General features: G+C 67.7%; 22 protein-coding genes. 6 read left to right on the top strand and 16 right to left on the bottom strand.

Features of this window, described 5'->3' with window-relative positions; genetic code table 11:
* Positions 1-88: 88 nt before the first annotated feature.
* From ABW137_RS17985 to ABW137_RS17960, 6 genes are all read right to left on the bottom strand, one after another.
* Complete coding sequence (locus tag ABW137_RS17985; RefSeq protein ID WP_526402397.1) at positions 89-1,492, bottom strand: MFS transporter; 1,404 nt, start codon at positions 1,490-1,492, stop codon at positions 89-91.
* A gap of 97 nt (positions 1,493-1,589) precedes the next feature.
* Positions 1,590-2,714, bottom strand: coding sequence for an LLM class flavin-dependent oxidoreductase (locus ABW137_RS17980; RefSeq protein WP_526402395.1), 1,125 nt, complete (start codon positions 2,712-2,714; stop codon positions 1,590-1,592).
* A 186-nt stretch (positions 2,715-2,900) separates the two neighbouring features.
* Entirely contained in the window at positions 2,901-4,577 is a 1,677-nt protein-coding gene (locus tag ABW137_RS17975) for a rhodanese-like domain-containing protein (RefSeq protein ID WP_526402393.1), read from the bottom strand.
* Between the two features lie 34 nt (positions 4,578-4,611).
* Positions 4,612-5,409 carry an NADPH-dependent oxidoreductase gene (locus tag ABW137_RS17970; RefSeq protein ID WP_526402391.1) on the bottom strand — a complete coding sequence of 266 codons (798 nt, stop codon included), beginning with the start codon at positions 5,407-5,409 and terminating at the stop codon, positions 4,612-4,614.
* On the bottom strand, positions 5,406-6,425 hold the full coding sequence (locus ABW137_RS17965; RefSeq protein ID WP_526402390.1) for an aldo/keto reductase: 1,020 nt from the start codon (positions 6,423-6,425) through the stop codon (positions 5,406-5,408). Before ABW137_RS17965 ends, ABW137_RS17970 begins: the two co-directional genes overlap by 4 nt.
* 31 nt (positions 6,426-6,456) lie before the next feature.
* Complete coding sequence (locus tag ABW137_RS17960) at positions 6,457-7,395, bottom strand: TauD/TfdA dioxygenase family protein (protein WP_526402388.1); 939 nt, start codon at positions 7,393-7,395, stop codon at positions 6,457-6,459.
* Between the two features lie 232 nt (positions 7,396-7,627).
* Between ABW137_RS17960 and ABW137_RS17955 the strand changes: the two genes are divergently transcribed.
* Together ABW137_RS17955 and ABW137_RS17950 are read left to right on the top strand one after the other, a co-directional pair.
* Positions 7,628-8,572, top strand: coding sequence for an aldo/keto reductase (locus ABW137_RS17955; protein ID WP_526402386.1), 945 nt, complete (start codon positions 7,628-7,630; stop codon positions 8,570-8,572).
* A gap of 321 nt (positions 8,573-8,893) precedes the next feature.
* Positions 8,894-9,826: a LysR family transcriptional regulator gene (locus tag ABW137_RS17950; protein ID WP_526402384.1), complete on the top strand. Its 933-nt coding sequence runs from the start codon at positions 8,894-8,896 to the stop codon at positions 9,824-9,826.
* A 12-nt stretch (positions 9,827-9,838) separates the two neighbouring features.
* Here the strand turns inward: ABW137_RS17950 and ABW137_RS17945 are convergent, their stop codons facing one another.
* The 10 genes from ABW137_RS17945 to ABW137_RS17900 form a co-directional block, all read right to left on the bottom strand.
* Complete coding sequence (locus ABW137_RS17945) at positions 9,839-11,245, bottom strand: NtaA/DmoA family FMN-dependent monooxygenase (protein WP_526402382.1); 1,407 nt, start codon at positions 11,243-11,245, stop codon at positions 9,839-9,841.
* Entirely contained in the window at positions 11,242-12,594 is a 1,353-nt protein-coding gene (locus tag ABW137_RS17940) for an NtaA/DmoA family FMN-dependent monooxygenase (RefSeq protein WP_526402380.1), read from the bottom strand. The genes ABW137_RS17945 and ABW137_RS17940 overlap by 4 nt, the downstream gene beginning before the upstream one ends.
* A complete protein-coding gene (locus ABW137_RS17935; protein WP_526402378.1) occupies positions 12,591-14,207 on the bottom strand; it encodes an ABC transporter ATP-binding protein in 1,617 nt (538 codons plus the stop codon). The genes ABW137_RS17940 and ABW137_RS17935 overlap by 4 nt, the downstream gene beginning before the upstream one ends.
* Before the next feature lie 16 nt (positions 14,208-14,223).
* Complete coding sequence (locus ABW137_RS17930; RefSeq protein WP_526402483.1) at positions 14,224-15,003, bottom strand: ABC transporter permease; 780 nt, start codon at positions 15,001-15,003, stop codon at positions 14,224-14,226.
* 86 nt (positions 15,004-15,089) lie between these two features.
* Positions 15,090-16,058 carry an ABC transporter permease gene (locus ABW137_RS17925; protein WP_526402376.1) on the bottom strand — a complete coding sequence of 323 codons (969 nt, stop codon included), beginning with the start codon at positions 16,056-16,058 and terminating at the stop codon, positions 15,090-15,092.
* 4 nt (positions 16,059-16,062) lie between these two features.
* Positions 16,063-17,652 (bottom strand): ABC transporter substrate-binding protein, encoded by a 1,590-nt coding sequence (locus ABW137_RS17920; RefSeq protein WP_526402374.1) that lies wholly within the window; start codon positions 17,650-17,652, stop codon positions 16,063-16,065.
* A 127-nt stretch (positions 17,653-17,779) separates the two neighbouring features.
* Complete coding sequence (locus ABW137_RS17915) at positions 17,780-19,009, bottom strand: acyl-CoA dehydrogenase family protein (RefSeq protein WP_526402372.1); 1,230 nt, start codon at positions 19,007-19,009, stop codon at positions 17,780-17,782.
* Positions 19,006-19,710 carry a hypothetical protein gene (locus tag ABW137_RS17910; RefSeq protein ID WP_526402370.1) on the bottom strand — a complete coding sequence of 235 codons (705 nt, stop codon included), beginning with the start codon at positions 19,708-19,710 and terminating at the stop codon, positions 19,006-19,008. Before ABW137_RS17910 ends, ABW137_RS17915 begins: the two co-directional genes overlap by 4 nt.
* A 10-nt stretch (positions 19,711-19,720) precedes the next feature.
* Positions 19,721-20,800: a DUF7405 family protein gene (locus tag ABW137_RS17905; protein WP_526402368.1), complete on the bottom strand. Its 1,080-nt coding sequence runs from the start codon at positions 20,798-20,800 to the stop codon at positions 19,721-19,723.
* The gene (locus ABW137_RS17900; protein ID WP_526402366.1) at positions 20,797-21,522 is read right to left on the bottom strand and encodes an NAD(P)H-binding protein; all 726 of its coding nucleotides are present in this window, start codon (positions 21,520-21,522) and stop codon (positions 20,797-20,799) included. Before ABW137_RS17900 ends, ABW137_RS17905 begins: the two co-directional genes overlap by 4 nt.
* Before the next feature lie 174 nt (positions 21,523-21,696).
* On the opposite strand from ABW137_RS17900, the gene ABW137_RS17895 reads away from it, so the two are divergent.
* From ABW137_RS17895 to ABW137_RS17880, 4 genes are read left to right on the top strand one after another with little or no spacing between them, the layout of a single operon-like run.
* Positions 21,697-23,040, top strand: a complete 1,344-nt coding sequence (locus ABW137_RS17895) for an LLM class flavin-dependent oxidoreductase (protein WP_526402364.1) — start codon at positions 21,697-21,699, stop codon at positions 23,038-23,040.
* Positions 23,037-24,425, top strand: a complete 1,389-nt coding sequence (locus tag ABW137_RS17890) for an NAD(P)-binding domain-containing protein (protein WP_526402362.1) — start codon at positions 23,037-23,039, stop codon at positions 24,423-24,425. The genes ABW137_RS17895 and ABW137_RS17890 overlap by 4 nt, the downstream gene beginning before the upstream one ends.
* The gene (locus ABW137_RS17885; RefSeq protein WP_526402360.1) at positions 24,422-25,501 is read left to right on the top strand and encodes an LLM class flavin-dependent oxidoreductase; all 1,080 of its coding nucleotides are present in this window, start codon (positions 24,422-24,424) and stop codon (positions 25,499-25,501) included. The genes ABW137_RS17890 and ABW137_RS17885 overlap by 4 nt, the downstream gene beginning before the upstream one ends.
* Positions 25,494-26,489, top strand: a complete 996-nt coding sequence (locus ABW137_RS17880) for a ketopantoate reductase family protein (RefSeq protein ID WP_526402358.1) — start codon at positions 25,494-25,496, stop codon at positions 26,487-26,489. Before ABW137_RS17885 ends, ABW137_RS17880 begins: the two co-directional genes overlap by 8 nt.
* Positions 26,490-26,740: the final 251 nt, after the last annotated feature.

Here is a 26,740-nt window from a genome sequence, read left to right as displayed (position 1 = left end):
ACTCGCCGTGCAGTTTTGGGCCCACGGCACCAGCTTGCGTCCAGACGGCCGCGACGAACAAGCAGGTTTGGCTACGGAAACAGCCCCATCATGACTTAACACTCACGTGACCGTCGGCCCGATGCCAGCAGATCGCCAGAGCTGCCGCGATCAGCGCGGCGGTCCCTGCTCCGCCGATGATGAGCTCCCAGCCCAGCCGGATCGAGGCCAGGTCGATACCCGGCGCGTACACCACGGTCAGCACCGCGGTGCCCAGCACGGTGCCCAGCTGTCGTGCCGTGTTGGTCAGTGCGGAGCCGGCTCCCCACTGCTGCGCGGGCAGCGCGAGGCCGGTCACCGCGGAGAGACTGGGGATCACCAGACCGACGCCTGCGCCGGTGAACAGCTGGCCGGGGAGGAAGTCGGCGAGGTAGTCGGGTTCCGGCCCGATGCGGCACAGCCAGATCACGACGCCGAGGGCGTATGTGACGGCACCCGCGGCAGCGACCGTCCCGACGCCGAACCGGCCGATCAGGCGGCCGGCCAACGTCAACGAGACGAGCACCACGACGATCGGACCCGGCGAGAGGCACAGTCCCGCGGCTGCTGGTCCCAACCCCCAGATCGTGGTCAGGAACATCACGCTGCCGAGCAGCATCGCCGCGAACGCCGCCGAGAACACCAGCAGCGCGAGGCAACCCGACCACATCGGCAGCACCCGCACGGCGCCGAGGTCCAGCGCGGGCACCGGATGGCGCGCCGAACGCCAGATCGCGACGGCCATGGCGGTGACCGCGACGGCGACGGCGACGGCGAGCATCGGCGTGCTCGCCTCTGGGGTGGGTATCTCGATCAGCGCCCAGACCAATGCACCTACCCCTACGACGACGCAGAGCGCCCCGAACAGGTCGGGTAACCCGGTGCCGCTCGTCGTGGTCTTGGCAAGCACCACGGGGCCGACGGCCAGTGCCAGCACCCCCAGGGGCACGTTGACGAAGAAGATCCAGCGCCAAGAGAATTCGACGAGCAGTCCGCCAAGCGGTGGTCCCAGCGCCGCCGCCATCGCGCCGACCGCCGACCACGTGCTGACCGCGGTGGCCCGTCGCGCCGCAGGCACGGCGGCCAGCAACAGCGCAAGCGAACTGGGCATCAGCATCGCGGCGCCGAGCGCTTGCACGACCCTCGAGGCAACCAGCAGGCCGAACGATCCCGACAACCCGCAGGCGGTGGACCCCAGCGTGAACACGGCAAGACCCCACAGGAAGATCCGACGATGTCCGTATCGGTCACCCAGCCGGCCCGCGGGGTTGAGGAATGCGGCGAACACGACGGTGTAGCCGTTCAGCACCCATGACATGGCACCCAGGTCGGCATTGCCGAAGGCGGTCCGGATGTCCGGAAAGGCGATGTTCACGATGAACAGGTCGAGACTGGCCAGAAACGCCGCGGCGGAGACCACGACGACCGTCGCACGGGTCCGCGCTGCCGATACCTCGGTGATCGTCGTCGCCACGTGCCTCGTCGTTCCGCGCCAACCGCAAGGGACCGCCCCTCCGGACGTCTAGGTATAGCACACCATACTTAGAAGTCCGGCGTCGACGGCCGCTGCGCTATCGGTCCGCCCACTCCTCGGCGAGCAGCTGGTAGGACCGCACCCGGTCCCCGTGATCGTGGGTGATGGTGGTGACGATCAGCTCGTCGGCTTCGGTGGCATCCCGCAGTCGTTCCAGTTCGTCGGCCACCGCCGTCGGGGTACCGACGAACTGCGTCTCGACCCGGTCGGCGACCAGTTCCCGATCCGCGTCGGTCCAGCGGTGGGCTCGCGCCTCCGCCGGAGTCGGGAAGGGGATGGCGCCCTCCCCGGTGCGGATGCTGCGCACCCAGGGCCCATAACCGGCGGCCAGTTCGCGGGCCGTGGCGTCGTCGTCGGCGACGACGACGTCGGCCGACACGCTCACGTGTGGCCGGTCCAACGCGGCAGAGGGGGCGAACGCGGCTCGGTACCCGTCGACCGCCTCGAGGACACCCGCGGGCGCGACGTGATAGTTGGCGGCGAAACGTAAACCGTTCTTCCCTGCGACGGTGGCGCTTTCGCCACCGCTACTGCCGAGGATCCAGATCTCCAGGTGGCCTCCGGCCCCCGGGACGACGTGTGCACGTTCCCCGTTGGCCGCTCGGTACGAATCCTCGATGAGCGCGAGGATGTCTCCGACCTGTTCGGTGTAGTTCTGCGGCTGGGCCTCCGGCTGGGTGAGCAACGACTTCTGCAGGGTCATCCGCGGGGCCTTCAGCAGGGCCGCAGGATTGAAGCGGGCGGGGATCCGCAACCCGTTGGGGGCGCGTCCGTCGACCACAGCTCGCGCCCCGCCCGGTTTCGGGGCATCCGAGGCGGTCGGCCTGCCACCCGAGCGGCCGAGGCCGAGGTCGAACCGTCCCGGGTGGCGAGCGTCGAGCAGTCCGAACTCCTCGACGGTCGACAACGCCGTGCGATGCCCCATTTGCAGGGCCCCCGAGCCGAGTCGGATCGTCGACGTCTCCCCTGCGGCCATCGCCAGGAGCACCGCCGGTGAGGTACCCGCGACGCCCGGATTGAGGTGGTGCTCGGCGAACCAGTAGCGCGCATACCCGAGCCGCTCGGCCTGCTTGACGAGATCGAGACTGTTGCGCAAGGCCTGGGCCGCGGTCGCACCCGACGACACGGGTACGAGGTCCAGCACGGTCAGTGGTGTCGTCACGGATGAACCCGGTCCGCCATCGGTCGGCTCCCTACGTCGACAACGGTTGCCCGTCCGAAGGTACCGGCGCTGCCACCTCGGTCACCTCGCCACCGACGTCGCCACCGCCGTGCTCCTGCCGCCTTCGTCGGGGTTCCCCGCCGTCACGGTTCGAATCGGAGTGAGCGAAATGCGCCGTCGCCAAGCTCATTCGACCCGACTGGGCTCGACGAACCGGACCAGACCATCGCGTTCGAGTTCGTCGACGATGGTGTCGCCCCACGCGACGTACCAGTCCAGGTTCGCACGCCGCTGCTCCAGCGTGAGTGGCGCGGGGATGCGTTCGGCGGGATCGAGCGGTTCCTGGCCGGAGCCCGTTCCCACCGCTCGGCCGCTGTCCCGCCAGGCCTGTGTGCCGCCGGACAGCGCCCGGACCGAGCGACCCGCCCCATGTTCGGTAGCCGCCAGGCGCGCCAGCCGACCGTCGACCGACGTGAACACGATGGCAGTGTCGTCGGGCACGTACGAGAGCAATCGGTGCAGCGATGACCGGCGGGCCACCACCGAGTCCGGAATGTAGTGCCGGACGAGCACATAGGGCCGTGCCGGCTCGAGATCGATGACGAGGGGGCGCGGCGATGGGCCGTCGAGCAACGCCGCCAGCTCATCGACATCGATGTCGACGTCGGCCGAGGCATCGGCGCCGACGTCGGCCGAGGCAGAATCAACGGGCGTCGCCCACGGCGTGTCACCCGCCACCAGCGGGTCGTCTCCCAGCAGATAGACGCTGACGTCGGGCAGCCCGAGCTGGACCAGCCAACCCGCGGTGGTACGGGCGCGGACCCCGTCGGCGTCGTCGATGACGATCACGCGGCCGTTGCGGCTACCGACGTAGTAGTCCGTCTTCTGAACCAGTTGGCCTCCCGGCACCGAACGGGACCCGTCCAGATGGCCCGCCAGGTACTCCTCGTGCGTCCGCACGTCGATCAGATATAGCGATCGCTGCTCCGCCGTCTCGCGCACGGCGTCGAGCTCTTCGCGCGTGATCTCGCGAATGCCGAACCGGCGGGCGACGTCCCGCGCGGCAGCTGCTGCACGGGCCCGGTTCTCGGCGTTCGGTCCTCCCGCGACGGCGACGTCGCCGTGGCCGGGGTCGTACCCGGCGAGCAGCCATGCGGTGGTGCCGTTCTCCAGCGAGACCACCGGGTTGGGGAAGCCCGCGTTGATCAGCGTCTGGGCACCGATGATGGCGCGCGTTCGTCCCGCGCAGTTGACGACCACCTGCGTCGAGGGCTTGCTGATCTGATCGTAGGCGCGCAGGAGGAGCTCGGGACCCGGCGCATCGACACCACCGGGGATGCTGATGGCGTGATACTCGTCGAACGGGCGGGTGTCGAGGATGACGAGGTCCTCGCCGGCATCGATCTTGGCCTTGAGCTGCTCGACGGTGACACGCGGTGTGTCATAACGACGTTCGACGAACTCCCCGAGCGCCTTGCTGAGTGAGTTGACGTTCGTGATCAGCCGGAACCCGGCCGAGACCCACTCCTGGTTGCCGCCATGAAGGACCCGTACGTCGGGGTACCCGGCGGCCCTCGCCCGGCGGGCCGCCTGCTCGGCTAGGTCCTCACCGTCTCCGACGGTCGAGGTGAAGACGATGGGCACGCTGCGACGCGCGACGAGTTCCTCCAGCCGGAGCTCCACCTCGCTGGCAGGCACCGGCACCGACACCGAGATGTGGCCGGCTGCGTAGTCGTCACCTTCACTCGCATCCGCGACCACCAGGTCCTCGCCCGCCTCCAGCAGGGCTCGCAACTCGAGTGCGGTGATCGTGGCCTGCGCATCGGTGGAGCTGCCGGTTTGATTACCGAGCGAAAGAGTCATTCGTGGTTCCGTTCCTCGTGTTTCGGTCGATCGGTCATCGTGATGGCAGGCCGAGTCGGGTCAACTGTTCGCGCAACAGGTGCCGACCCGACAGTGACTGCGGGCCGGCCAACCGCGCCAGCACCCGTTCACTCCAGTTACCCGCGAGCCCGTGTCTGGCGTTGTATGCGGCGAGCCGCCCGTCGTAGTCGGGAAGGTGGGCATCGGCTGCACCGGCGTCATAGGTCTCGTGGTGCAAGACGGCGGCCTGCGGCAGGCGCGGCTTGATGCCTGCGTCCTCGGTCGGGTCCGGGACTCCGACCGCCAGACCGAAGATCGCGACGGCATGGGGTGGCAACCCGAGTTCGGCTGCCACCTCTTCGGGGTGGTTGCGCACGGCGCCGACGAATACGGCTCCCAGGCCCTGCGATTCGGCGGCGATGACCGCGTTCTGCGCCGCCAGCGCGGTGTCGACGACACCAATGATCGTGCTCTCCAGGTAGTCCGCGCCGTCCAACGGCGTCCCTGCGCGCTGCGCGAGTCGACGGGCCCGGCCGAGGTCGGCAACCCAGACGAGGAACAGTGCCGCGTCGTCGATGAACTGTTGATGGTTCGCCAGGTCCGCCAGCCGCGCCTTGCGCTGCGGGTCACGCACCGCGATGACACTCCACGGTTGCAGATTGGACGAGGTCGACGCCGACTGGGCCGCCGCAACCAACGCCGACAACTCCTCGTCACCGACCGGCCGTGGCAGGAACTTGCGCACGGACCGGTGGGCGAGTTGCAGCGCGAGGGTCTCGTTGTGCACCCCGAGTGCGGCGTCGACGTCCCCGTACCGAGCGGTGATCGTCACCGGTTTCCCGCGGATGCGGCAACACCCGGCGGCGGCGCCTCCGTGCCCAGGTTCTCGGGGCGGATGGAGCGGTGGCCGGCGACCTGCGCGGCGATCGCGTCGAGGCGGCCCACCTGATCGTCGGTGAGCGAAACCTCTAGTGCCCCAATGTTCTCCCGCAAGTACTCGACGTGTCTGGTGCCGGGGATCGGCACCACGTCGGCACCGCGGGACAGCACCCAGGCCAGAGCGACCTGACCGGGTTGCACGCCGATCTCCGCGGCGACGGCCGCCACGGCGTCGGCCAGCGCGCGGTTGCGCTCGAACGCCTCAGCGGCGAAACGCGGATGCTTGCGGTGGGTGGCGCTGACGTCGTCGGCACTCCGGACACGCCCTGACAACCAGCCCCGTCCCAGCGGCGAATAGGGCACGATCCCGATTCCGAGTTCACGCGCGAGCGGAACGATGTCGTCCTCGATGTCCCGCGAGAACAACGACCATTCGTTCTGGACCGCCGCGACCGGGTGAACGGCGTGCGCCCGCCGCAGGGTCTGCGGTCCGGGCTCCGACAGTCCGATGTGACGGACCTTGCCCGCAGTGACCAACTCCTTCAAGGCGCCGACCGTGTCTTCGATGGGCACGTCGGGGTCGACCCTGTGCAGGTAGTACAGATCGACGTGGTCGACACCGAGTCTGCGCAGCGAGCCCTCGATGGCGGTGCGCACGTATTCCGGCCTGCCGTCGAGGAGCCGTGGGTTGGTGTCCCGGTCCAGGGTGTTGCCAAACTTGGTGGCAATCGTCAGGGCGTCCCGACGTCCCGAGATGGCCCGCCCGAGAAGGGTTTCGCTGAACTCGGGCCCGTAGATGTCAGCCGTGTCGAACAGGGTGACACCGAGATCGATCGCGGCGTCGACGAGGTCTCTCGCCTCCTTCTCGTCCTTGGGCCCCGCGGAACTGCGGAAGCTCATGAAGCCGAGGCCGATCGGGGCGACCTCCGGTCCGGCCGTACCGAGCCGCCGTGCTGGTGAATTCGTCATGCAGATCCGTTCGTGGGTGGGATGGTGCCGTTCAGGACCCGAGGAACGGCTGGCCCGAGATCAACTCGGATTCCCGTCCATCGACTCCTCTTGGGACGTCGCCCTCCAGCGTCACGCGGTACAGCACCCGCTCGTGGCCGAGATGACCGGCGTCGGCAATGGCTAGATGTGAGGTGGCGCGGTTGTCCCAGAATGCGACGCTACCCGGTGCCCAGCGGAACCGGACCGTGTACTCGGTACGGGTGGCCTCCTCCCACAGCAACTGGAGGATGCGCTCACTCTGGGACGGCGAGAAGCCGCGGATCTCGCGTGGACCGCGGGTGAATCCGGGGCTGACGAACAGGGCCCGCTCACCGGTGACCGGATGCACGCGAACCGCAGGGTGGTAGGCCGCGAGATTGGCTTCCCTGACCTTGCGGTCGCGCTGACTGCCCGCCGCCGCCCGGCTGTTGAACTGGTGCTTGATGTCGAGTGTGTCGGCGAAGTCGCGCAGGTCCTTCGGCAGGTTTTCGTACGCGGCAACGAGGTTGGTCCAGCTGGTGTCACCGCCGTAGGGAGGCAGGATGTGCGCCCGCAGGATGGAGGCGGCGGGCGGATTCACCAGGGCGGTGACGTCGGTGTGCCAGCTGTTGTCATAGGACGTCCGCTTGCGGCCGAGATTCGACTCGTACCGGCGGCTGTCGATCGGCAGGATCTCCGGGAACCCCTCCGGGGGGCTCTCCTCGTGCGGATGGGCGGGCGTCACCTTGCCGAACTGGCGGGCGAACGCGATCTGTTCGGCGTGTCCGATCTCCTGATTCCGGAAGAAGACCACCTTGTACTGATGCAGGGCGGTCCGGATCTCGTCGACCAGGGACGGATCCAGCGGCCCGCGCAGGTCGACGCCGGTGATCTCCGCGCCGATGTAGCCTGCCACCGGAACCGCGTCCACGCCCGTGGTGAGTGCGACGCTGTCCTTGAGTTCAGTCATGGGGTGTCTTCCCTAGTCTCGACCGGATATTCGGTAACGCCAGCGTCGCTGGGGGCCACACCGGGAACAAGGGACATCGGCTACCCGAATGCTTCAGCGCTACTTAAACGATCGGCGCCATGCAGTTTTGGTTAACGGTGTCGGTAGTGGTCGACGATTGACCTCGCCGCGAAGGTCGCCAAGGCTTGCGGGTGGGCCCTCGCCCTGGCAACGACGGCATTGGAGGAACACGATGAGCGATCTGGAACGCCGCAGGCTCGGCGCCGACGGCCCCCAGGTGACCGTGCTGGGGTTCGGGGCCATGGAACTTCGTGGCACCCCACATCGCAACCCCCGCCCGCTGGATGAATCGGTGGTCGCCGAGGTGCTGGGCACCGTCCTCGACGAGGGCGTCACGTTCATCGACACCTCGATCGACTACGCGCTCAGTGAGGAACGCATCGGTGCGCACATCGGCTCGCGCCGCGACGAGTTCGTGTTGGCCTCGAAGGCCGGTTGCCCGTTGGACTTTCAACCCGACGCGACACCCGGGCAGCCGCTGCCCCACGACTACTCCCCTGCCAACATCCGGGCCGGTGTGCAACAGAGCCTTCGTCGTCTGCGCACCGATCGCCTCGATCTGTTGCAGCTTCACATCAGCCCGTCGCTGGAGGTACTGCGCCGCGACGACGTACTCGACACGCTCACCTCGCTGCGCGACGAAGGGAAGATCCTGGCGTTCGGTGTCTCGTCGACGCTGCCGGCGATCGACGAGCATCTCGGCGTCGAGGAGTTCGCCGCCCTCCAGGTGCCGTTCTCCGCGCTCGAACGCCAGTTGGAGAGTCGGATCGAACTCGCGGGCCAGCGCGGCATCGGGGTCATCGTGCGCGGCGGGGTGGCCCAGGCGGGCAAGCGCGAGAAGACGACGACCGACGGACGGCGAGTGACCTGGGAGGACAGCGGGCTCGACGAGCTACGCGACGGAGAGAGCCAACTCGGCTTTCTACTGCGCTATGCCATCACGACTCCCGGCGTGACGACGGTGATCGCGGGAACGGCCGATCCCGAGCACGTCAGGGACAACGCCAGGGCGGCGCGCAGAGGTGTGCTGCCCGCCGACGTCTATGCCGAGGCACGGCGGCGACTCGACGACGCCGGAATTACATCCGCGCTGATTCCTGGACGAATCACAGCGTAGTACCAGGTCAGACGGGCAAACTCGGCTGCAGCCCAAAGCGTTGCCGATTCGGCGCGCATTATGTGTGTCACCATTTCTCGCGTGACAACGGAAGACCTCACCGCTCGGCGCTACGTCGACCTCATGCGCGACTGCAGCGCCGTCTGTCGAAGCTGAATCGCTCTCGGGCCGGCGGGAACTCACCCGCCACCGTCGGCGGCGCCGCGCCGGTCATCGTGCGGCAGTCGCCTCCTTCTGCCAAGCGCCGCTCAGCCAAGCCGATGAGGTCCCCATGGTTCACATTCCCCGCTCCACGTTCGACAACTCCCCGGCAGGTGCATGATGTTGGATCTGCGCCGCATGATGCTGCTCTGCGACCTCGCCGACCTGGGCTCGGTCACCGCCGTGGCCGACCGGCGAAGTATCACTAGTTCAGCTGTGTCCCAACAACTCCGGGTCCTCGAAGACGAGGCGGAGGCGATCCTGTTCCGTCGCGACGGACGCACTCTCGGCCTGACCCGCAGCGGGCAGGTGCTCGTCGACCACGTGCGCATCGTGCTGGCCGCCGTCGACGAAGCGATGACCGCCGTTGCCGCGACCCGGGACCGCACCTGCGGGCAGGTCGCCGTCGCCGCGTTCAACATGGGCATCCCCATGCTGGCCGTTCCCCTCATGCAACGTCTCAGCGACACCGAACCCGACCTGCGAATCGAGGTGCAGCAGGAGACCAGCACCGGATCGTTGCGCCTGCTGCGCCAGGGTGAGATCGACCTCGCCATCACCTGCAACTACGACTTCTTCGGTGACGAGTCGCTCGGCGGTCTGACCAGTGAGACACTGCTGGTCGAGCCGCTGGTGCTACTCGCACCGTCGCTGTTGCACCTGCGAATCCGCAAGGGCGGGTTGGCAAGCCTCTCCGACGTCCAGTGGGTCACTGGGCCGCAGGCATCCGGGTTGGGGATGGCCGTCATGCGCGCGGGAGAAGGCGCCGGCTTCACCCCGCAGATCAAGCATCGACTGATCGGCGCCCAAAACATCTGCGATCTGGCGGCGACCGAAACCGTGGCGGCGATCGTCCCGAGGCTTGCCGTGCCGGAGCGGCTGAAATCGTTGATCGTCCCGGACGTTGCGCTGGGCGGGCGAACCATCAGCGCCGTGGTCCGCGAGGGCAGACAGCGCGATCCCAACCTCACCGTCATCATGCGGACGTTGAGGTCCATCGCTGCCGAGGCGGTACCTGACACGGCTGCAAAGGAGTTCAGCGTCGCATCGTGACCTGGCCGCCCGCTAGCTCCCCGGCGCCTGAGCCGCCAGCACACCCGCCGTGCTGAACTTGCCTCGCCACTGTCGACTCGGGTGCCGGCCAGGGAGCTGCGGCCCCTGGCCGAACAACTTGTCCCGCAACGTCCCCGGCGCGTACTCCGTCTGCGCCAGCCCCCGCGTCTGCAATTCGGGCACCACGTGCTCGATGAAGTCCTCGAAGCTGCCCGGCGTCGTGATGTAGCGGATGTTCACTCCGTCGACGCCTGCGTCCTGCCACTGCTCGAGCGCGTCGGCGATCTGTTCCGGCGTGCCCACGACGCGGGTTGCTTCCTGCTGCTGACGGATCAGATCGGCGATCGTCGGATTGGTGCCCGGCGGGGCGGCGGCGATCAACGCCTCGATCGTGCTGCGGGTGCCCTGGACCCTCTCGGCGAGGTCGCCGATCGGGGTGTCGTGGTCGAGGCCGCCCAGATCGATTCCGATACCGCCACTGCGGTGGGCGATCAGGGCGTCGACGCTGAGGTACTCGTCGAGTTCGGCCGCGCGCGCCTTCGCCTCAGCCTCGGTGGATCCCACGACGAACGACAGGCCCTGCAGGAACTTGATGTCCTCGCGTCGGCGACCCGCCGCGACCGCCTTGGCCCTGGTGTCGTCGATCACCACGCTGGCGCCGTGCGGTGACGCCGAGTTGATGAACACGCCCTCGGCGTGTCTGGCCGCGAAGGCCCTTCCCGCAGCGGACGTCCCGGCCTGGAACAGCACCGGCGTGCGTTGCGGAGACGGAAAGCTCAGGTGCGGGCCCTCGACCCGGTAACGGCTGCCGACGTGGTTGATCTTGTGCACCCGGTCGGGGTCGGCGTGGACGCCACGAACCCGGTCGCGCACCAGGGCACCGTCGTCCCATGATCCTTCCCAGAGCTTGTAGACCACCTCCACGTACTCTTCGGCCCACTCATAGCGGGCATCGTGTTCTTCGCGCTCGACGAGGCCGAAGTTGCGCGCGGAGTTCTGCAGCGCGCTGGTGACCACGTTCCATCCGATCCGGCCCCTCGACGCGTGATCGAGGGTGGAGATCTTGCGGGCGAACGAGAACGGATGGTCCTGAAGGACCGAGCTGGTGGTCACCAGACCGAGGTGCTCGGTGGACAGCGCGAGGGCGGACAGGATCACCGAGGGGTCGTGGTTGGGAATCTGAAGGCCCTCACGCACGTATGTTTCCCAGCCGCCCCGGTAGTCGTCGTACAGACCAACGACGTCGGCGAAGAAGACGGCGTCGAACTTGCCGCGCTCGAGGAGTTTGACCAGGTCCACCCATGCGTCCAGCTGGTCGAACTCCACGCTTCGATTCTCCGGGTTGCGCCACGCCCCGTAGGACACGTGGGTGGCCGTGTTCATCGTGAAGGCGTTGAGGATCAGGCGGGGACGGGTCATGTCGTACTCCTGGTGTTCAGCGTGGTGGGGAGGCCGGGTGTGCGGGTTCCGAGCCGGTCGCGCAGATGCCCCGCACCGGTGTCGTCCTCAGCGCGGAAGATGCCGCGCGCTCGGAGCTTCGGAATCAGATCGCGCGCGATCCGGTCGAAACTCGACCCGCCGAGCAGAATGAATCCGTCGCAGGCGCTTTCGTCGATCCACCGTTGGATGGTTTCGGCGGCGGCCGCGGCCGTGCCCACGATCTGAAAGTGTCCGAACGACGTCGCGTACCTGGTGAGGAAGCTCCGCAACTGCACATAGCTGCCGGATTCCACCCAGCCGCGGTAGATCAGCGCCCGGCTGATCCGCCGACCTGCCCGCTCCAGCTCGGCGCGGTCCGGAAAGCGTTCCAGCGGGACGTTCTCGTCCAAGGAGAGGTCCGACAGGTCGAGTCCGGGCACCTCGTAGGTGATCGCCGTGCGCGCGCGTTGCAGGTCCAGTTCGGTGAGCTCGGAATGGTAAGCGGCCCAGGCCTCTTCGTCGGTATCTCCGAGGTAGATGCGAATGCCCGGCAGTACCTTGAGGTCCTCCGCGTCGCGACCGTGGGCGATGACGCCGGACTTCAGCGTGCGGTAGTACCGCCGGGCGGCCTCCAGATCGGGACTGGCGACGAACACCACCTCGGCCACCTCGGCGGCGAAGTCGATGCCGATCTCCGAGGCGCCCGCCTGCGCAATGACGGGGAACACCTGCGGGCTCGGCGGTAGGTCGAGAGCCTGGCGGACGCGGAAGTGCTCGCCGACCCAGTTGACGTCGCTGACCAGATCGGTGTCGACGTAGGTCTCCGAGCTCCGGTCGGCGACGATCGCCTCGGGATCCCACGACTTCCACAGCGCCTTGGTCACCGCGAGGAACTCCCGCGCCCGGCGGTACCGGTCGGCCGGTGGCGGGATTTCGGCGTAGCCGTAGTTCGCCTCGCCATTGAACGACGTGACCACGTTCCACCCGGCCCTGCCGCCGGAGAGCCGGTCCAGCGACGTCAGTTCCCTTGCGACGGTATAGGGCTCGGAGAACTGCGTCGACGCGGTGATCACCAGCCCGATGCGGTCGGTGTGGGCCGCCAGGTACGTGGCCAGCGTCAGCGGCTCGAATGACCGCGGACCCGAATACCTGATCTGGGACCGATTCAGGCCCGCGAAGTCGGCGATGAAGATGGCGTCGAACCCGATCCGTTCGAGCTCCTCGGCAAACTGCGCCTTGGCCAGCGCCCTGGCGGGATGCCCGGGCGGGGAGACGGAATCGTCGAACTTCCAGCGGGGGAACCGGTCGGCGAAGTGGAACTCCGACGAGATGAAGAACACCGCACTCACGACGTGCTCGCCAGTTCCGCGAGGCGTCGGCCGGGGATGGCTCCGATCAGCGTGCGCGTGTATTCGGCGGCGGGATCGGTGAATACCGCTTCGGTATCGCCGGTTTCGACCACCTCCCCGGCCTTCAGCACGACCACCCGGTGCGATATCCGCCGTACGACGGACAGGTCGTGCGAGATGAAGAGGTAGCTCAACCCCAGGCGGCGCTGCAGATCCAGCAGCAGGCCGATGATCTGGTCCTGCGTGACGACGTCCAGTGCGGAGAGCGGTTCGTCCAGCAGCAGCACCTTCGGGTCGACCACTAGCGCCCTGGCGATCGCCACCCGTTGGCGCTCGCCGCCTGACAATTCGGCGACCCGGCGCCCGAGTTTGTCGGTGCCAAGGTTCACCTTGCCGAGGACGTCGGCCACCTTCGCCGCACGCGAGTCGGCGTCGCCGAGTCCGTACGACCGCAACGGACCCTCCAGGATCTGGCGCACCGTCCACCGCGGGTCCAGTGCCGAATCCGGGTTCTGGTAGACGAATTGGATGTCCTTCCAGTTGTCCCGTCGGGCGCGGTGCTTCAGTTTGGTGATGTCGCGGCCGAGGACCCGCACCGTGCCGTGCGTGGGCGTGATCAGACCGATGATCATCTTTGCCGTGGTGGACTTGCCGGAGCCGGACTCCCCGACCAGCGCCACCGTCTCGCCACGACCGACCCGCAGTGTCACGTTTCGCACGGCGATCTGCTTCGTGCGGGCGGACACGCGGAACTCCTTGGTCACTCCCGAGACCTCGACGACGTCCTCGCTTCCGTCACCGACCAGAGCTGGGCCAGTCGCGACGCCGACACGTCGCACCAGCCGTGCCGCATAGTCCGACCGCGGCGCGCCGACGATGGTCTCGACCGGCGCGTCCTCCACGACCGCGCCGTCGCGCATGACGACGACACGGGAGGCATGATCGGTGGCCACCCCGATGTCGTGCGTGACGAACAGGACGGTGGTGCCGTGTTCGGCGACCAGACGATCGAGCACCCGCAGCACGTGGCTCTGCACCGTCACGTCCAACGCCGAGGTGGGCTCGTCGGCGACCAGCAGTGCGGGATCCAGGCCGAACGCGATCGCGATGAGCACCCGCTGCCGCATGCCGCCGGACAACTCGCCGGGATATTGCTTGAGGCGCCGCTCGGGATGGTCGATCTCCACTTGGGTGAGTAGGTCGATACAGCGCTCGCGAACCTCTCGCCGACTGAGCTTGGCGTTCTTCAACTCGAAGATCTCGGCGATCTGAGAACCGATGGTGCGCACCGGGTTCAGTGATGCACCGGGGTCCTGCGGCACCAGTCCGACGTCGGTGCCGCGAATCCGACTCCATTGGCGTTCGGACAGGCCCAGCGTGTCCTGGCCGCGCAGCTCGAGGGTGGTGGCGGTCACCGTCGCCGATGCTGGCAGCAGTCCCAGCACCGCGTTGGCCAACGTGGTCTTCCCCGACCCTGATTCCCCGACGACGGCGACGAATTCCCCACGTGTCACGGTCAGACTCACGCCGTCCAGGGCGACCTTGGGAGCGGCGTCGGGCGAACTGCGGTAGCTGACCACGAGATCGGACAGCTCGAGAAGGGGTTCGGCCATGTCGCGTTCTCCAAGGTCAGATGCGGTTGGACTTGAGGACTCGACGACTCACGACACCGAGAGCGACGATCACCACCAGGATCACTGCGCCGGGTAGAGAGGTCAGCCACCACGCGGTGGCCAGGTAGCTGCGGCCTTCGGCCACCAGCAGTCCCCATTCCGGTGTTGGCGGCGGTGCGCTGTAGCCGAGGTAGCCCAACGCGGAGATGGCCAAGATCGCCGCGCTGAGGTCGATCACGGCGAGGGCGACTACCGCTCCGGCCGCGTTGGGCAGAATGTGCCGCCGGATGACCGACCATCTGGTCTCACCCGACAGGAAGGCGGCCTCGACGAAATCCAGTGCACGCACGCGTAATACCTCGCTGCGGAACACTCGGGCGAAGATGGCGATGGACCCTATCCCGACACCGATGCCCACCGACAGCGGGCCAGGGCCGTAGGCGGTCACGATCCACACCGACACCAGGAAGCCGGGCAGGGACAGCAGGACGTCGCTGAACCGCATGCCGATCGCATCCACCACCGGTCCCGACACGCCGGCCAGGATGCCCACGATACTGCCGACGACGAGACCGACCGCCACCGCGAGACCGGCGGTCAGCACGGTGTGCGAGGTGCCATGGATGACCCGGGCGAGGACGTCGCGTCCGAGATGGTCCGTGCCGAACCAGTGCGCTGCGTCGGGCGGAAGGAACTTCTCCAGTCGGTTGCCCTTGAGGGGGTCCTGGTCGGTGAACCAGCCGGGGGCCAGTGCCCACGCGGCGACGAGAAGCAGTACCCCGCCGGAGACGCGCACCGACCACGGCGTTGCCTTGAGCGCCGCACGTGGCGAAGCGCGAACCCGCTCGGAGGGCCGCGGTGGCGCAACGGCCAGATCGTCGGTCACGCGAACCTGCCGAGGGCGGTATTGAATCCGCGCCGCTGCGTCTTGGTGACCCGCGGATCGAGGATCGGATGGATCAGGTCGACGGCCAGATTGGCCCCGACGATGACCACCGTGGTCAGCATCACCAAACCCTGGATCAGGGAGATGTCCTGATTGGAGACCGCTTGCAACAGAACCGTGCCCAGTCCCGACCGGGAGAACACCGTCTCGGTCACCACCGAGCCGCCCAACAGCGCGCCGATGGTGGTCGCCGTGACCGTCAACGCCGGGCCCGCGGCATTCTTCAGCACGTGCTTGCGGATCACCCAACCGGGCGTTCCACCCTTGGCACGCGCGGTGTTGACGTGCGGAAGCGCCAGTGTCGCTTCGGCGTTCTTCAACAACACCGCGGAAATCGGCGCGGAGATCGGCACGGCAAGGACGAGTGCCGGAATCAACAGCGACGCCAGTGACCCGTCGGGAAAGAGCGAGAAGAGCCCGAGCTGCACGGAGAAGACTTGCAGCACCACCAGCCCGAGCCAGAACGTCGGGACCGCACTGAACAGCGGCGGGATGCTCCGGATGAACGTCCGCAGCCATTCGACCTTCCCGGTGGTGGCCAGTAGCAGAATGCTTGCCGCGAAGATCAGCGCAAGCACCGTCGCCGTCGACGCCAACTTCAGCGTTTCGCCGATCACGCTGCCGATCCGATCGGTCACCGCCTGCCCGCTGGAGAGCGAGAAGCCGAACTGCCCGTGCAGCAGATGGTTCAGCTGAGTGAAGTACTGCTCCAAGGCGGGCCGGTCGTATCCGTAGAACCCCTTCACCTGTGTGACGACGTCGGGGTTGAAGTAGCCCTCGCCCTTCGCGACGAAGATCGTCACCGGGTCCGTCGGCAAGATGCTGACGCCCCAGAAGATCACGGTGAATGCCAGCAGCAGCACCGCCGCGGCCTGGCCGATTCGCCCGAGCACGTATCTGGCCACCGGCCTAGGTCTTCCACGCGCTCTGAAAGAGCGGCTCGGTGTAGTTGGTGAAATCGATGTGCACGTTCGGCGCGGCGGCGTGGACCTGCACCTCGTCCCAAAGGATGAGCGCCAGTTGATCGTCGATGATCTCTTGTTGTTCCTTCGCGACGATGTCCTTCAACTGCGCGGGATCGGTTGCCTTGAGCTCCTCGTTCGACAGGGCGATCAGATCGTCGTTCGCCGTGAAGGTGAGGTTCCCCTTGTCGCGGCCGAACAGCAACCCGAGTCCGATGTTGTACCCGGTCCTGGTGCCGAGCAGTGGCGTCGCCGGGTCCGTGTTCGCCTGATTGAACAACGTGGTGTCTCCGGCCCGGTTCACCAGCTCGATGCCCAGCTCCCGCCATCCCGACTCGATGAACTCGAATGCCGGACGGAACACCACGCTCTGATTGGAGGCAGCAAGCGTGAGATCTAGCCGCTTGCCGTCCTTTTCACGGATGCCGTCGGCCCCTACCTTCCACCCGGCCTCGTCGAGGAGGCTGGCCGCCTTCTCGGGGTCGTAACCGATGTCGGCGCTCACGTCGGTGAACAGTGGATCGTCGTGTCCGAGAACGGAGTCACTGGCGCGATAGCTGTCGGAGAGCACGGTGTCCACGACGGCTTGGCGATCGATGCCGAGCTGCAGCGCGCGCCGGACCCGGACGTCGTTCACCAGGTCGTTGCCGATCCGGAATGCCGCCAAGTTGACCGTCAACGACGGAGCGGCCACCGGAATCACCTGGAAGCCACCCTGATTGAGCGCGGGCTCGTCGGTAGGCTGAATCCCGCGGGCCAGATCCACCTGCTGGGACTGGACGGCGCCAGCCCGCAGACCGGGCTCCCCGATCACCCGTACCACCAGTTCGTCCAGATAGGCAGCACCCTGATTGGGCGACGAAGCGGGCGGCCATGCGTAGTCGGGCCGCTTCCTGAGCTTGACCTCCTGATCTGGTATCTGCGACTCGTACACGAAAGCACCGGAGCCCACGACGTTTTCGATCTTGGCCTGTCCGTCGTAGTCACGCGCCAGGGTCGATAGTCCGCGGATGCCTGCCCGCCCGTTGGCAGCCACCTTGTAGAAGTTCGTGTTGGGCCTATTGAGGAACACCGTGATGGTGTTGCCCGCGACCTCGCTGTGGTCGTAGCCGACGAAGTCACTGAAGGCCGGAATCTTCTTGCCCTCGTCACCCTTGCCGAGCTGGTCGAAGTTGGCCTTGACCACCTCCGCGTCGAGCGGTGTTCCGTCGCTGAAGGTCACGCCGTCGCGAATCGTGAAGGTGTACTGGGTGGCGTCGTCGTTGCGGGAGAACTGCTTGGCCAGCCATCCGGACACCTCGCCGGTCTTCGGATCGATGTAGACGAGTCTGTCCACCACCTGGAACAAGAGGTTCGCGGTGGTGTAATTGGTGCTGAGCGCATCGGTGACGAACTGCACGTCGGAGAAGGTGAGGGTGCCGCCCTGGCGCGGCTCACCGGTGGGACCCGCACCCTGGGCCGGCTGCTGGCCTCCACCACAGCCCGCCAGCACGACCGCCGCGAGTGCGAGGGCTATTGACTTCTTCGCTCGAATCATCTGTCCTCAACTGGTATTGGCGTACTCGCCGGACTCGGCCCGCGGCCGCCGCGGTCACCAGAACGCTAGGTCCCCGGCCGGGACCACTCAATGTTTTCCGTTGCGCTGCGCAAAAGGCCACCGGCGTCTAGAAGAAGCCGACGAGCGGGAGCTGCGTCCCGTTGACCAGGTTGTCCCCGACGACACGCGCCTTGTAGGGAGTGGGGTTGTGGGAGAACAGGGTCCGCAGATTGCGCCAGTGGCGATCGAGATGAGCCGACGTGCGGGTGGCCGACGCCCCGCCGACGGCGAACAGATCGCCGGCCGCCTTCAACGCCAACTCTTCGATGCCGACCTTCGTCTTGGCAGCCAGCAGCGAAGCCCGATGCTCGAGATCGGGATCGGCGCGGCCGTGCTCGTAGGCGAAGTTCGCCGCGTGATCCTGCGCATCCGCGGCGGCCAGCACGGTCGCCTCGGCGACGAACGCCGCCGAGGACAGCCCGCCGATGATCTGGAGCAGCTGCGGATCGTGGCGAGGTTCGGCGGTGACCGCCCAGGAATAGCTGCGGCGCCGGGTGCGGACCAGCTCGGCGGCGTCGAGCGCAACCGCACTCAGGATCCCCGCCGCGATGGCATGCAGGATCAGTTGCGGTTGCGACTGGCGGGGCCGCTCCGCCTGCACGTCCGGGTCGCCACCCCACCTCTCGAACGGAATGAGCTCGTCGGCGCCGACGTACACGTTGTCGAGAATGGTGGTGCCGCTTCCAGTCTCGGCCTGTCCAATGCCATCCCAGTCGTCGGCGTGCACCACACCGTCACGATCGGCGGGAATCAGGGCACTCACCGGCTTGCCGTCGGGATCGTTGGCGGTGATGCGGAGGAAGTCGGAGTACAAGCTGCCCGTGCTGTAGAACTTTCGCCCGTTGAGCCGGTAACCATCCCCGTCGGCGATCAAGGTGGTGTCGTACGCGTAGATGCCCGGCGGACGATCGGTGAGTTCGGAGTTCGCCCCACCGAAGAGCACGCCGTCCACGATCTGTTTCAACCACGTCCTGTCGCGCTCGGTGCGACGCAGTCGCAGGCGGTCCTCCACGAAACCCCAGTGCACCCGCAGGATGTGCGGGACGTCCGGATCGGCCTCCCCGAGCCGGATCACCAGGGCGTAGAAGTCGCGCTTGGTGTATCCGCCCCCACCGAGGTCGGTCGGCACCCGGACCGCCCCGAGGCGATGCTCGCGCACCAGTGCGATCGCCGCGTGCGGTTCGCGGTCGGTCGTGGCGTCGTCACGGCGGCGCCTCGCGTCCTCGGCGATCTGGTCGAGGACACGTGTGAGATCAGGTGAATCGATCGCCGGTGGGCGGGTGACGATGCCGGTCATGTCGGATCCTTCTCTCGCCAGGTGACGAGGTCGCATGGATGAGAGGCGACCGGGATCACCTCGTCGGCGTGCACGGTGGCGTGTGCCAACCGGACCACCCAGCTGCCGCTGGGCCTAAGGGGTCGGATGGGTTCCCACCCGACCCGCTCTCGATGGGTGGGGACGACCACCAGCCCGGCAGCAGGCTCCCACACCACCAACGCGTCGTAGAGGCCTGGAAACTCGTCGGTTTCGAACTCGGCATCCACCTTGCCGATGGGGTCGGCGGCCTCGGTCCACGCCCACGACCGAGCCCGGGTCCCCCAGGTGAGCAATTCGCCACGGGACACGTCACCGAGCACGGCATTGCGGGCCCGCGTCGCGGGCAGCGACGCGATCGTCGATGCGAGAACGGCGTGCCAGTGCAGTGTCCCCGCCAACGCTTCGTCGACCTCGCCAAGAGAGGCAATCAGTCTCGTTGCCGCATCCCCGGATTGGGCCGCGACGGCGGCGACCCTGCGGCTGGTGAGGTAATCGTGGGCCTCGCGCAACGCGGCGATCCGCCTGCCCTCGGAAGGCTCGATGCCGGGATGTTGCGAGAGGGTGCCGCCGACGGGAACCGCGGGGTCGGTCAGGATCTCTCGCAGTGCGCCGATGGCATCGTCGTCGAGCCCGGATGCGGCGTCGTGAGGGGTTCCCCCACCCCCGGTCATTGCGGTCATTGCAGCCATCTCAATGCCTCCAGCCCCTGCGGTGCGGATAGGCGCGAAGTGCTCTGGCCGGGATGCCGAAGGTGGCGCGTCGGGTGACGTCGAAGAACGCGTTGATGCCATTGCGGCGGCGTGCACCGACGGCCCGGTGGTGATCGGATCCGTCGGCGCCGTTCATGATCGCCCTGGTGTTGTTGAAGTCGCGTAGTTCCTTCTGCAGTGCCACGAAATGTGTTCCCGGCCTGCCGTCGTCGACCGTGGCGAAATCGCGCCGGTTGATGACGGGGACGTTGTCGACGCGCGCCCGCGCCGCGGCCTGCGCGTGCCCAACGATGCCGTGCTCAGAAACCGTCTGCTCGTAGCGCTCGTAGTCACTCGGAGCATCGTCGACGAGTGTGGCGGCGTGGGCGGCGGTGACGGTCGGCGCGTAGAGCAGCGCGGCCTGGCTGTCGCGGTCCAGTGCCTGCCACCGCTCGACGTCCAGTTCGATGCGACTCACGTGCTGGGTGGTGCCACCCGCGAGGGGCCCCCGTTCGATGGTGATGTTCGGTTCGGGAGCCTGGCTCCCGCGGTGCACGGAGTGAAAGCCGAACAGCAGCGGCGACGTTGCGGGAATTCCCAACTCGGGAAGGACCCGACTCGGCAGGCCTGCGCCGACGAACCCGCGCCGAACCTCTCGGACCCTCAGGAACTCGCCCTGCGCGGACCCGCCGCTTCCGAACAGACCGTCCTCGGCGTCGGCGAGGACGTCCTCGTGGTCGCTGGCGAGGTGGAACACGGCGTCAGCGTCGTCGATCACGGGGTCTTCCCAGCGTGACATCCGCGCCGGTTGGGCGATCAGACCGGGGTGACCGGTGTGGCGGTCCCACCACCGCGGCCCCCACCCGATGGTCGACAGGATGCCGTCCCGTCCGTGCGGGTGCCTGGCTTCCAGTGTTGCGAGCGCACTTTCGAGGTGCCGTTCGGCAGCGTCGCCCGGGCGTCCGACGACATCGACGAAGATCAGCAGGTGCCGAGCCGGCGGCACGGGGCGCCCTAGTTCGTCGCGCCCGAACGTGGCCTCCCACTCGTGCTGACCGGCGATGCGGCTGCGTCCAGTCACGCACTCACCGTCGCGTCGGCAAATGCGGCCTCGAAATCCGGTTCCAGAGAGGCGAACTGTGCCTCGAGCTGGCCAACGGGATCACCTTCTGCCGATCCGGGGATGCTCAGGTTGTAGATCGCCGCGGTGCGTCCCGCGGCGGATTGCGGGCTCTCGACGGCCGCCAGCACCGCGCGGGCGATGCTGGCCGTGCTGACCAGCCCGTCGGCATGCTGGTCTGCGGTGAGCCTCGTCTGGTAGGACCCGTCGTGAATGGTGGAGAGCCACGTCGGCCGCAGGATCGTCCACGGATTGCGGCCGCCACGCACGTGCGCCTCCAATGCACGCAGACCCCAGGTGTGAGGTTTGGCGTTGCGATGCGACAACCCGTGGCCTGCGAGGAAGTGCGAGACGAGCACGACGTGCAGACCCGGGAACTCGGCGCCGACCGCATCGAGGATGCGGTGACCGATGATCCTGCCCGACTCCGCACCGTCGACGGGCTGCCGCATACCGGTGATGGCGGCAGCGGTCGGTGCCAGAATCAACGCGTCGGCCACGGTCAGCGCCGACCGTAGCTCGCCGCGGGCAAGACCGCCGGTCACCGGGCGCCAGTACGAGTGCCCGCGCTCGTGAGCGAGGGCGGCCGTGGCGTCACCGGTGTTCCAGATCCCGTTGACCAGTGCGAACTCTCTGGTTCCTGCGTCTGCGAACAGCGGCGCCAGCTCGACGATGTTGGCCATGACCATCAGCTTTCGGCACCCGCTCTTGGTGATCAACGCGCTCCCACTACAGCTTTCCCGTAGCGAAAGTTCGCAGATTTCCTCGCGGTATCTCGATACGTTGCGACGTGTCGGGCCAGCACGGAGGCTGGCAGCTGAGTCGAGAAGCGGCGGCGTGGAGAAGGGGTCGGGTACGTGGGTGACGGACGTCAGTTGCATCTGAACGCGTTCCTCATGAGTACCGGTCATCACGAGGCATCCTGGCGACTCGGCGAGAGCGATCCGTTCGCCGCGACCGACGTGGCCCATTACGTGCGGTTGGCGACCACCGCGGAGCGAGGCACCTTCGATTCGCTGTTCCTGGCCGACAGTCCTCAGCTCAACGGCAACATCGGTCGGCGGCCGCTCGGGGTTCTCGAACCGCTGATGCTGTTGACCGTGCTGGCCGGCGTGACCGATCGGATCGGGCTCATCGCCACTGCGTCGACGTCCTACAACTCCCCATACAACCTCGCAAGGCGGTTCGCCACACTCGACCACGTCAGCAACGGCCGCGCGGGATGGAACGTCGTGACCACGGCCACCGTGGATGCGGCCCGTAACTTCGGTCTCGACGACCTGCCCGACCATGCCACCCGCTACGCGCGTGCCGAGGAATTCGTGAAGCTGGCGCAGAAGCTCTGGGACAGTTGGGAAGACGACGCGATCGTGGCTGACAAGGCGGCGGGTGTCTGGGGTGACCAGTCGAAGATCCACCCACCGGCACACCGCGGCGAGCACTTCTCCGTCCATGGCGCGCTCAACATCCCCCGCTCCCCGCAGGGCTATCCGCTGCTGGTGCAGGCCGGTTCGTCGCAGGACGGCAAGGCGCTGGCCGGCCACCATGCCGACGCGGTCTTCACCGCGCAGCAGACGCTCGCCGAGGCCCGCGACTTCTATGCGGATCTGAAGTCACGCGCACTGGCCGCGGGGCGCGACCCCGACGCCATCAAGATCCTGCCCGGCATCGTCCCGGTGATCGGCAGCACCGAGGCCGAGGCGGCGGCCGCGGAGCGCGCACTCGACGACGCGATCGTCGCGCAGTACGCGCACCAGCAACTCGCCGACACCTTGCGGGTTCCGATCGAGGAGCTCGACCTGGACCGTCGCCTACCCGACGACCTGCTGCCGGAGGAGGCGATCGAAGGCGCCAAGAGCCGCTACACGCTGATCGTCGAACTGGCCCGCCGCGAGAGGCTCACCGTCCGGCAGTTGATCGGCCGCCTCGGCGGCGGCCGGGGTCACCGCACCTTCACCGGCACCCCCGAGCAGGTGGCGGACACCATCGAGAACTGGTTCGACGCCGGTGCGGCCGACGGTTTCAACGTCATGCCGCCCGTCCTGCCATCGGGTCTCGAGACGTTCGTCGACCACGTGGTCCCGATTCTGCGGGCGCGCGGCCTGTTCCGCACCGAGTACACCACCTCGACACTGCGCGGACACTACGGCCTGGCGCGCCCAACCAACGCCAACCTGATCACGACGGCGGCCAAGGGATGAGCACGGAGAGTAGGGATCGCCCCTCCACTGCGCACGCCGATCTGGCTGCGAAGGAGTCCCTGCGGCTGCTGGGTGTGGATGGGAGGAACCTGATTGCCCCGCGCGACGGTGTCGACCACGACGTCGCGATCGTCGGCGGCGGCCAGAGCGGCGTCACCATCGCGCATGCCCTTCGTTGCGCCGGGGTCTCCGACGTCACCGTCATCGATGCGGGTGCCGCGGAGGCCGACTCGGCGTGGCGGTCCCGAGCCAGGATGCGCACGCTCCGCACGGCCAAGACGATCTCCGGTCCCGAACTCGGCAACCCGGCACTGTCGTTTCGCGCTTGGTTCGAGAGCATCCACGGCTCGGACGCCTTCGATGGTCTCGACCGGATCGCCACCGCGGACTGGGCCGACTACCTGAGTTGGTTCCAGCGACAGGTGGACGGTGTCATTCGCCGCGACGTCCGGGTCACCGACATCGAACCCGCGGGGGCGGGCCTGCGCCTGACCCTGGAACGGGCGGGGCGTCGTTGGACCGAGGAAGCCCGCAAGATCGTCCTGGCGGGCGGGGTCGCAGGCACCGGCGGTCCCCACGTGCCGGAGGCTCTGCGGGGCCTGCCCGACACCCTATGGGCGCACACGGCCGACGCCATCGACTTCGCGGCGTTGCGGGGCCGCACCGTCGGCGTGCTCGGAGCCGCGGCGTCGGCCTACGATGCCGCGGCCACCGCGCTCGAAGCAGGCGCCGCCGAGGTGCACGTCTACACGCGCAGACCCGAGGTCGTCGTCGCCAACCCGGCAAACCGTCCGAATCCGTTGGTGCAAGACGTTTTTCATCTACTTCCGGATCCGCAACGCTGGGAGCAGCGCTGGAAGGCGGCCGTGCAGGGGGCCAACGTACCCGAGGACTCCGTCGCCCGTGCGGCCGCCTTCACCAACTATCACCTGCACGTCTCCGCTCCGTGGTCGTCGGCAACCGAGCAGGACGGGCGAGTGCGGGTCGACGCCGCCGACGGCGTCCGTACGTTTGACTACGTCATCGCCGGGACCGGCTATCAACAAGACCCCCACACCAGGCCCGAACTCGCAACCATCGCGCCCTACATCGCCCGCTGGCGCGACGTGTACACGCCACCAGAGGATTTGGAGAACGCACTGCTTGCGGTCGCTCCGTACCTGGGCGCCGGATACGAGCTCACCGAGCGGCAGCCGGGCACCGCGCCGTGGCTGTCCGACATCCACGTCTTCAGCATCGGCGCCAGCGTGAGCTTCGGCAGGCCCGTCGGCGACATCCCGAGCCTGCGCATCGGCGTGCCGCGGCTGACCCAGGCGATCACCCGCGACCTCGTGCTCGCCGATCTGCACGCGGCACGATCGGCGCCCGCAGGCGCGGTCCGATGACCACGCCGGGACGCCAGTTCCTCTGGTACATCCCCAATACGGTGGCGCCGGGGCACCGGGGTGACGACACCGTCGACGGGTGGGGAACGCTGGACTTCTCCGCGGACCTCGCGCTGCGCGCCGAACGCCACGGCTGGGGTGGAGCTCTGATCGGCACGGGTTGGGGTCGACCGGACACGTTCACCGTCGCCACCGCCATCGCGGCGCGCACCACCACGTTCACACCGTTGGTCGCCGTCCGTCCCGGATACTGGCACCCCGCGCACTTCGCCAGTGCCGCAGCCACACTCGATCAACTCAGCGGTGGCCGACTCTTCGTCAACATCGTCAGCGGCACCGATGATCTGGCCGCCTACGGTGACGGCGAGTTCGACAAGTCCCGCCGGTACGACCGGACCCGGGAGTTCCTTCAGCTGGTCCGCAGGCTGTGGCACGACGACGACGTCACCTTCACCGGGGAGTTCTTCCGCGTCGAGCACTCGACGGTGGCACCGCGCACGTTCGGCGCCGACACGGGCAGGCACCCGAGGTTGTACTTCGGCGGAGCGTCCGCCGCAGCCGAACGGGTCGCGGCGGCCGAGGCCGACGTGCAGCTGTTCTGGGGTGAGCCGCTCGACGGGATCGCCGAGCGGATCGACCGGCTCAAGGCGCTGTCGGCAGCGGTGGCGCGAGAGCACGCGCCACTCGAATTCGGCTTGCGGATCACGACGTTGGTTCGCGACACCAGCGAGCAGGCGTGGCAGGACGCCGAAGCGAAGGTCGCGGCCATCGCGGGCAGGCCCGACTTGCACCAGCGCAACGGTGGTGCCGCAGTGGGCCAGCAACGCCTGCTCGACCTCGCCGAGCGCGGCGAGGTGCTCGACACGTGTCTGTACACCGCCCCGGGACGTCATGGCGGAGGGGGCGCGGGCACGACGTGGCTGGTGGGCTCGGCTGCCGAGGTGGCCGATGCCCTTCAGAGGTATGCCGCCCTCGGCGTTACCCACTTCGTCCTGTCCGACACCCCGTACCGGTCGGAGGTCGAGCGGATCGGTGACCAGTTGCTTCCCTTGTTGCGGGATGCGGTTCATGCCTGACACGTCGGCGCCACGCCTGGTCGTCTACGGAGCGGGTGCGATCGGCGGGGTGTTGGCCGCCCGCCTAGTGCTCGCAGGCATCGACGTCACGGCGGTGGCTCGCGGTGAGCACCTCGATGCCGTCCGAGCGTCGGGGTTGACGCTGGTGGACGACACCGGCCAGACGACGGTGCGGTTGTCTGCCGTCGCCAACGCGGGCGAGGTCGACTGGTCGGACGATCCGATCGTGATGATCGCCGTGAAGAGTCACCAGACGCAAACTGCGCTCGACGATCTCGCCGCACATGCACCTCGTCGGACCCCGGTGTTCGCGGCGCAGAACGGAGTTGCCAACGAACGGGCGGCACTCCGCAGGTTCTCCGAGGTCTACGGCGTGGCCGTGCTGGTCTCGGCGGCACATCTCGAGCCGGGGGTGGTCGTCCAGCAGAGCCATCCGGTGGCAGGCATTCTGGACCTCGGCAGGTATCCCTCCGGTGGCGACGACGTCGCGCAGCGGGTGTCGGCCATGTTCCGCGCCGCTCAGTTCCTCTCGGAGGTTCGCCCCGACATCATGGCGTGGAAGTACCGCAAGCTGATCGCCAACCTCGCCAACGGGGTCACCGCGACGCACCGTCCGAGTTCGGCGGCCGAGGAACTCGTCGCCCGCGCGCGGACGGAGGCCGAGAGGGTGCTCGCCACCGCCGGAATCGACGTCATCACCGCCGACCGCGATCGGGAGCGTCGCGGCGAGGTCCTGAACGGCAGGGTGCGCGCCGACTACTTCGGTTCGACCTGGCAGAGCGTTGCGCGGGGCCGCGTCGACGTCGAAACCGACTGGTTCAACGGTGAAATCGTGTTACAGGCCCGACTTCTCGGTCTGACGGCGCCCGTCAACGAACTGCTCCAACGAGTCACGGCCGAGTACGCTCGAAGCGGCAGGCCTCCCCGCACGCTGGACGCGGAGCAGACGCTCGCTCGACTGGCGACACACGATTCGCTCACTGGATAGGTTGAGGTTAATCGATCTGGTAGAGGTTATTCATTGCTCGCATCGCCCGTTGGCTCGAACATGATTCGTGATGGAGCCCATCCCCCTTCTTCTTTGCCTGGACCTTCTTTGCCTGGACGAAGTGCTCACCGACGGCGAGATCTGAGGGGTATCGCCGGTCGTGCGTGATGGGTGGCGCGGTGCCGATAGCCCGCGCCATCCATTCCTCGCCCCGACGCTGCGATCCCGGCCACCCACCGATCGAAGGACGA

The sequence above is a fragment of the Mycobacterium sp. genome (assembly GCF_040509115.1).
Lineage (GTDB): Bacteria > Actinomycetota > Actinomycetes > Mycobacteriales > Mycobacteriaceae > Mycobacterium.
The sequence above is the reverse complement of the archived record's forward strand: the minus strand, read 5'-3'. Positions and strand labels throughout refer to the sequence as shown.

Bases quoted from the DNA above. Each gene is read 5' to 3' on its own strand.
- ABW137_RS17975 (WP_526402393.1), bottom strand. From the start codon at position 4,577: ATGACTCTTTCGCTCGGTAATCAAACCGGCAGCTCCACCGATGCGCAG.
- ABW137_RS17965 (WP_526402390.1), bottom strand. From the start codon at position 6,425: ATGACGAATTCACCAGCACGGCGGCTCGGTACGGCCGGACCGGAGGTC.
- ABW137_RS17960 (WP_526402388.1), bottom strand. From the start codon at position 7,395: ATGACTGAACTCAAGGACAGCGTCGCACTCACCACGGGCGTGGACGCG.
- ABW137_RS17955 (WP_526402386.1), top strand. From the start codon at position 7,628: ATGAGCGATCTGGAACGCCGCAGGCTCGGCGCCGACGGCCCCCAGGTG.
- ABW137_RS17950 (WP_526402384.1), top strand. From the start codon at position 8,894: ATGTTGGATCTGCGCCGCATGATGCTGCTCTGCGACCTCGCCGACCTG.
- ABW137_RS17945 (WP_526402382.1), bottom strand. From the start codon at position 11,245: ATGACCCGTCCCCGCCTGATCCTCAACGCCTTCACGATGAACACGGCC.
- ABW137_RS17935 (WP_526402378.1), bottom strand. From the start codon at position 14,207: ATGGCCGAACCCCTTCTCGAGCTGTCCGATCTCGTGGTCAGCTACCGC.
- ABW137_RS17920 (WP_526402374.1), bottom strand. From the start codon at position 17,652: ATGATTCGAGCGAAGAAGTCAATAGCCCTCGCACTCGCGGCGGTCGTG.
- ABW137_RS17915 (WP_526402372.1), bottom strand. From the start codon at position 19,009: ATGACCGGCATCGTCACCCGCCCACCGGCGATCGATTCACCTGATCTC.
- ABW137_RS17910 (WP_526402370.1), bottom strand. From the start codon at position 19,710: ATGACCGCAATGACCGGGGGTGGGGGAACCCCTCACGACGCCGCATCC.
- ABW137_RS17900 (WP_526402366.1), bottom strand. From the start codon at position 21,522: ATGGCCAACATCGTCGAGCTGGCGCCGCTGTTCGCAGACGCAGGAACC.
- ABW137_RS17890 (WP_526402362.1), top strand. From the start codon at position 23,037: ATGAGCACGGAGAGTAGGGATCGCCCCTCCACTGCGCACGCCGATCTG.
- ABW137_RS17885 (WP_526402360.1), top strand. From the start codon at position 24,422: ATGACCACGCCGGGACGCCAGTTCCTCTGGTACATCCCCAATACGGTG.
- ABW137_RS17880 (WP_526402358.1), top strand. From the start codon at position 25,494: ATGCCTGACACGTCGGCGCCACGCCTGGTCGTCTACGGAGCGGGTGCG.